At 62.4% G+C, this 5,802-nt stretch carries 7 protein-coding genes and 1 pseudogene; 6 read left to right on the top strand and 2 right to left on the bottom strand.

Annotation, left to right across the window (positions count from 1 at the left end; genetic code table 11):
* A partial coding sequence (xseA, locus tag WB528_RS27470; protein WP_423892487.1) for an exodeoxyribonuclease VII large subunit occupies positions 1 to 521 on the bottom strand: 521 nt, incomplete at its 3' end.
* 137 nt (positions 522 to 658) lie between these two features.
* On the opposite strand from xseA, the gene WB528_RS27465 reads away from it, so the two are divergent.
* The 5 genes from WB528_RS27465 to WB528_RS27445 all read left to right on the top strand — a co-directional run bounded on the left by WB528_RS27465 (position 659) and on the right by WB528_RS27445 (position 4,828).
* Positions 659 to 1,660, top strand: coding sequence for an alpha/beta hydrolase (locus WB528_RS27465; RefSeq protein ID WP_423892486.1), 1,002 nt, complete (start codon positions 659 to 661; stop codon positions 1,658 to 1,660).
* A complete protein-coding gene (locus WB528_RS27460) occupies positions 1,657 to 2,217 on the top strand; it encodes a hypothetical protein (protein ID WP_423892485.1) in 561 nt (186 codons plus the stop codon). Before WB528_RS27465 ends, WB528_RS27460 begins: the two co-directional genes overlap by 4 nt.
* Before the next feature lie 3 nt (positions 2,218 to 2,220).
* On the top strand, positions 2,221 to 2,523 hold the full coding sequence (locus WB528_RS27455; RefSeq protein WP_423892484.1) for a winged helix-turn-helix domain-containing protein: 303 nt from the start codon (positions 2,221 to 2,223) through the stop codon (positions 2,521 to 2,523).
* A gap of 81 nt (positions 2,524 to 2,604) precedes the next feature.
* A complete protein-coding gene (gene purD, locus WB528_RS27450; RefSeq protein ID WP_423892483.1) occupies positions 2,605 to 3,888 on the top strand; it encodes a phosphoribosylamine--glycine ligase in 1,284 nt (427 codons plus the stop codon).
* 34 nt (positions 3,889 to 3,922) lie between these two features.
* Positions 3,923 to 4,828: an alpha/beta fold hydrolase gene (locus WB528_RS27445; RefSeq protein ID WP_423892482.1), complete on the top strand. Its 906-nt coding sequence runs from the start codon at positions 3,923 to 3,925 to the stop codon at positions 4,826 to 4,828.
* Between the two features lie 118 nt (positions 4,829 to 4,946).
* Here WB528_RS27445 and WB528_RS27440 read toward each other — a convergent pair whose 3' ends face one another.
* Positions 4,947 to 5,393 carry a nucleoside deaminase gene (locus WB528_RS27440; RefSeq protein ID WP_423892481.1) on the bottom strand — a complete coding sequence of 149 codons (447 nt, stop codon included), beginning with the start codon at positions 5,391 to 5,393 and terminating at the stop codon, positions 4,947 to 4,949.
* Between the two features lie 136 nt (positions 5,394 to 5,529).
* Here WB528_RS27440 and WB528_RS27435 point away from each other — a divergent pair.
* Positions 5,530 to 5,802, top strand: a pseudogene (locus WB528_RS27435) (pseudouridine synthase); the annotation flags it as partial.

Raw genomic sequence — 5,802 nt, 5'->3', positions numbered from 1 at the left:
ACCAGCACCCGGCGGGGAAAGCGGTCTTGAAGCCGATGCAGGATGTCGCGGATCACGGCGCCGGTTGGCGAGGTGACCACCCCGATTACCTCCGGCAGCCACGGCAATAGCTGCTTGCGCGCTTCGTCAAACAGGCCTTCGGCGGCGAGCTTCTTCTTCCGCTCTTCCATCAGCGCCATCAGCGCGCCGACACCGGCGGGCTCGAGCGCTTCGATCACGATCTGGTATTTCGACGAGCCGGGATAGGTGGTGAGCTTGCCGGTGGCGATGACCTCGAGCCCTTCCTGCGGCTTGAAGCGCATCCGGTAGTGAACGCCTTTCCAGATCACTGCCTCGATCTTCGCGCCGTCGTCCTTCAGCGCGAAATAGCAGTGGCCGGACGCGTGCGCACCCCGAAAGCCGGTGATTTCGCCGCGAACCCGGACATGGCCATAGGCGTCCTCCACCGTCCGCCGCAGTGCGGACGACAGCTCGGTCACCGTGAATTCGGGTGCATTGATCAGCGCTTCAGTTGCGGTCATCTCGGTCAACGATTCGGGGGATCGGGTCCATCCAAAGTTAAGGAGTTTCGGCCTCGTCCGCCAATTTTCCACTTGTTATGCAAAGTACTCTGTAATACAGAGTTATCTTAATTACATAAAGCCAGGAGGAGCGAGTCATGTCGAAATGGATCGTGCGGTTCCCGCTGAAAGTGTTGGGCTGGGCCTTCGGCTTCGTGGGCCTCGTCGCCGTGGTGCTGGCGACAATGATCGCGACGCCGCTCGAACGCCTGCCTGAACTGACCTCGATCTCGCAGTCCGCGCGCGCAGTCGATCGCAGCAACATGCCGCCGCTGTCGCGCTTTTCCGCCCGCGACGGCACTGAGCTTGCCTACCGGCATTACCCGGCTCGCGGGCCTTCGAGCGGCAAGATTGCCATTCTCGTGCACGGCTCTTCGGGATCAAGCGCCTCGGCCCACGCGCTGGCGGACGCACTTGCCGCGCATGGGGTGGAAACATATGCGCCTGACATTCGCGGGCATGGCGGCTCAGGCACCCGCGGCGACATTGCCTACGTCGGCCAACTCGAAAACGACATGGCGGATCTCGTTGCGCTGGTGCGCAAGACCTCTCCCACCGAACCCTTGACGCTGCTCGGTCACTCCGCGGGCGGCGGCTTCGCGCTGCGAATTGCAGCATCGCCGATCCAGAACCTGTTTGCCCGCACTGTGCTGCTGGCGCCCTATCTCGGCCACGACGCCCCGACCAACCGGCCAGGCTCTGGCGGCTGGGCCAGCGCAGACATTCCGCGCTTCCTTGGGCTGACGGTCCTGCACAGGATCGGCATCGATTGCTGCGAATCGCTGCCGACGCTCGCCTTCGCAGTGCCCGCGAACTCCGAACGGATTCTCAATCCGCACTATTCCTATCGCTTGATGCGCAATTTCGCGACACGCGGCTATCAAGTCGATTTCGCCGCCGCGCATCACCCGATCACACTGATTTCCGGCGCCAGCGATGAACTGATGCTGGCCGACAAATATGCCGACGCCGTGCATGCGGTCGCACCGTCCGTCGAGGTCAAGCTGATTGCCGGCGTCGACCACATGGGCATTGTCTGTAATGCCCAGGCGGTCTCGGCGGTTGCAGATGACGTCGCGAACAAACGGATGGGATCATGACCGACATCGGTCCGGAGGAAGCTGCGCAGGCGCTGAACGATATCAAGCAGATCGTTCAGCGTGTTCGCCAGTCCCGCATCTACGATATCGCAAGCCAGATCATGATTGCCGCAGGCGTGCTGGTGCTGGCGGGCAACGTCGCGAACTTCCTCGTTCCGCGCTACAGCGGCTTCATCTGGATCACCGTCAATGTGCTGAACGTGGCGGTCGCTGCCGCGCTTTCCACCACGGGCGCCAGCAAGACCGGCGTGCAGACGTTCGATTTCAGGGTGCTTGGCGCATTCCTGCTGTTCTACGCCTTCGGCATATTCTGCAGCGGCGTCCTCGGCCATTACGGCCCGCGTGAGATGGGCGCGTTCTGGCCGGTCTATTTCATGTTGTTCTACTGCATGGCCGGGTTTTGGTTCGGCGGCGCTTTTTTCGCGATGGGTCTGTCCATCATCGTGCTGACGCTAATCGGTTATTTCTTCGTCGAGGGTGGCGCGTTTCTGCTCTGGATGGCCGCCGTCAATGGCGGCGGACTGATCCTCAGCGGACTCTGGATGCGCAGGATTTGATCCATGGCCGAGCTCGATGACGTCATTCATCAACCCCTTCGTCTGAGGATCATGGCGGCGTTGAACGCGCTGCCGGCGGGCCAGGGACTTGAGTTTTCCCGCCTGAAGAAAATGACCGGCGCGACCGACGGCAATCTCGGCGCCCATATCGAGACGCTGGCGAAGTCGGGCTATGTCGGGGTCGAAAAGGCCTTCGTCGGCAAGAAGCCGCAGACCACCGTCACTGCGACCGCGGCCGGCCGTGGCGCGTTCGCCCGTCATGTCGCGTCGCTGCAACAGATCATCGCGGCATCTGGAAACGGTTAGTCCCGATCGCTAGCCCCTTGCGGCCCAACGGAGTTTTATGCGACCGACAGTGAGATCACGCGAGCTTCCTATGGCGTTTCCATGAAAATCCTTTTGCTCGGTTCCGGCGGCCGCGAACATGCTCTCGCGTGGAAGATTGCGGCGTCACCGCTAGTGACAAAACTATGGTGTGCGCCCGGCAATGCCGGCATCGCCCGCGAGGCCGAATGCGTCGGCATCGATATCGCGGACCATCCTGCCGTGATCGCGTTTTGCCAGCGCGAGAAGGTCGACCTGGTCGTGGTCGGCCCGGAAACGCCGCTCGCTGCCGGCATCGTCGACGATCTCTCGCGTGCCGGTATCAAGGCCTTCGGTCCCAGCAAGCAGGCGGCGAGGCTGGAGGGATCGAAGGGATTTACCAAGGCGCTCTGCACTGAATTCAGTATTCCGACGGGCGCTTATGGCCGTTTCGACCATGCGGCCGAGGCGCTTGCGTATGTGCGCCGGCATGGTGCGCCGACCGTGGTCAAGGCGGACGGGCTCGCCGCGGGCAAGGGCGTCGTGGTCGCGACGACGCTGGCGGAGGCGGAAGCCGCCGTCGCCATGATGTTCGATGGCGCCTTCGGTGCGGCCGGCGCGGAAGTCGTGATCGAGGAATATCTGGAGGGGCGCGAGATCAGTTTCTTTGCGCTGTGCGACGGCGAGACTGCGATCCCGCTCGCTTCCGCGCAGGACCACAAGCGGGTGTTTGACCACGACCGGGGGCCGAACACCGGCGGCATGGGCGCCTATTCGCCGACTCCCTTTGTCACACCAGCCATTCACGACCAGATCATGGCCGACATCATCCTGCCGACGGTTGCCGGCATGAAGTCGCGCGGCACGCCGTTTCGTGGCGTGCTCTATGCAGGCGTCATGCTGACGGCGGCCGGTCCCAAGCTGTTTGAGTACAACGTTCGCTTCGGCGATCCCGAATGCCAGGTGCTCATGCTGCGCATGATGTCGGACATCGTGCCGGCGATGCTTGCTGCCTGCGACGGCGAATTGAAGCATTTCGATCTGCGCTGGTTTGAAGAACCGGCGTTGACGGTCGTGATGGCCGCGAAGGGATATCCCGGCGATTACGCCAAAGGCACCCGCATCGAGGGGCTCGAAGAGGCGGCGCAGATCGAGGGCGTCGAGATTTTTCAGGCAGGGACCATCGCCAAGGACGGTGCCATCCTCGCCAACGGTGGCCGCGTGCTCAACGTCTGCGCCTCAGGCAGGACCGTGGTGGAGGCGCGGCAGCGCGCCTACGCCGCGATCGACCGGATCAAATGGCCGGACGGCTTCTGCCGGCGCGATATCGGCTGGCAGGCGGTGGAACAGGAACAGGCGCAGAAATAGTCTTCCGAACGGATCAAGCGTGGAGTGATCGACGATGTCTGATCTGGCCGACCTGTTCTCCGGTTTTGCCTCCGAATGGATCAATACGAGTTCCGGCCGCATCTTTGCCCGCGTCGGCGGCAAAGGGCCGCCGCTGTTGTTGCTGCACGGCTTTTCCGAAACGCATGTGATGTGGCACCGCGTTGCGCCGCAACTCGCCGACCGCTTCACGCTGATCATCGCCGACCTGCCGGGCTACGGCTGGTCGGACATGCCGGAGAGCGACAAGGATCACACGCCCTATACCAAGCGCGCGATGGCGCAGACCATGATCGAAGCGATGGAGCAACTCGGCCATGTGCACTTCGCGCTGGCCGGTCACGATCGCGGCGGGCGAGTAGCGTATCGGCTGGCGCTCGATCATCCCGGCCGGCTGTCGCGTTTGGCGGTACTGGATATCCTGCCGACCTACGACTATTGGGCACGCATGGACCGGCTCTATGCGCTGAAAATCTATCACTGGACATTTCTCGCCCAACCCGCACCCTTGCCCGAAACGCTGATCGGCGGCAATCCAGACTTTTTCCTGCGTTTCAAGATGGCAAGCCAGACCAAGTCGAAAACCCTAGACGCCATCGATCCGCGCGCGCTTGAACATTATCTTGCGGCGTTCCGCGATCCCTCGCGAGTCCATGCGATGTGCGAGGATTACCGCGCCGGCGCCTATGCCGACTTTGATATCGACACGGCCGATCGCGACGCGGGAAAGAAGATCACAATCCCGATGCTGGCGCTGTGGGGTGATGTGGGCATTGCGCGCGCCGCGGCCACTCCGCTCGACACCTGGAAGAACTGGGCGACCAATGTTTCGGGTTCGCCGGTCGATTCCGGTCACTTCCTGACCGAAGAAAATCCGGATGTGACGGCGAAGGCGTTGCGCGAGTTTTTTCTGGCCAGGTAATGTGTTTCGTCATACCCCGCGAAGGCGGGGTATCCCGTACGCCGAGGTCTCCCGATTCAAGCGTCGACGCCTTTGGAATACTGGATCATCCGCTTTCGCAGATGATGACGAGGGTAGGCTACCTTCTGACCTTGAAGAAATCCCGCAACAACGTCGCGGCTTCTTTTTCTCCCACCGCCGAATAGACCTCGGGTACGTGGTGACAGGTCGATGAAGCAAAAAACCGCACGCCGGAATCGACCGCGCCGCCCTTCGGGTCGGCTGCCCCGTAGTAAAGCCGCCTGATCCGCGCCAGCGAGATCGCCCCGGCGCACATCGTGCACGGCTCCAGCGTGACATAGAGATCGCAATCGACCAGCCGCTCGCTGCCGACCGCCTTTGTGGCCTGCCTGATCGCGAGAATTTCGGCGTGCGCCGTCGGATCGCGATCGGTCAGGGTACGGTTTCCGGCCGTGGCGATGACCTCGCTGTTAAGTACGATGACGCATCCGATCGGCACTTCGGCCGATTTTCCGGCCGTTTCGGCCGCTTTCAGCGCCAAATCCATGAAAGATGCGGCTGCCATGCCTCGTATCCTCAGGAGAACTCTGCTATGGGATGGGCCTTCAGCAAAAGTGGATACCGGTTTTGCGTGAGAATGCGCCTCATTGAAAGAGAGCGCATGATCGTCATTTGTACTTGCACCCGAAACGAGACCTTTCATGCCCCGCGACAGCGATAAAAACAATGACTCCCGGGGCCGGCGCGACCGTCCGTCCGGCGGCAAGGGCCGCTCGGGCGTTCCTCGGGGTCCTGAGAAGAAATTCGCCAAGCGCGGTTTTGCGGGCAAAGCGGAAGGCGAACGGCGGCCCTATGCCGGCAACCGCGACGATCGTCCGCCGCGCCGCGACGATCGCGATGCGCCGCGTCCGCGCGGCGATCGCCCGTTTGCCGACCGGCCGTCACGAGGCGGTGACGGTGAGAAACGTTCGTTC

Source organism: Bradyrhizobium sp. (assembly GCF_049586575.1).
GTDB lineage: Bacteria > Pseudomonadota > Alphaproteobacteria > Rhizobiales > Xanthobacteraceae > Bradyrhizobium.
The sequence above is the reverse complement of the archived record's forward strand: the minus strand, read 5'-3'. Positions and strand labels throughout refer to the sequence as shown.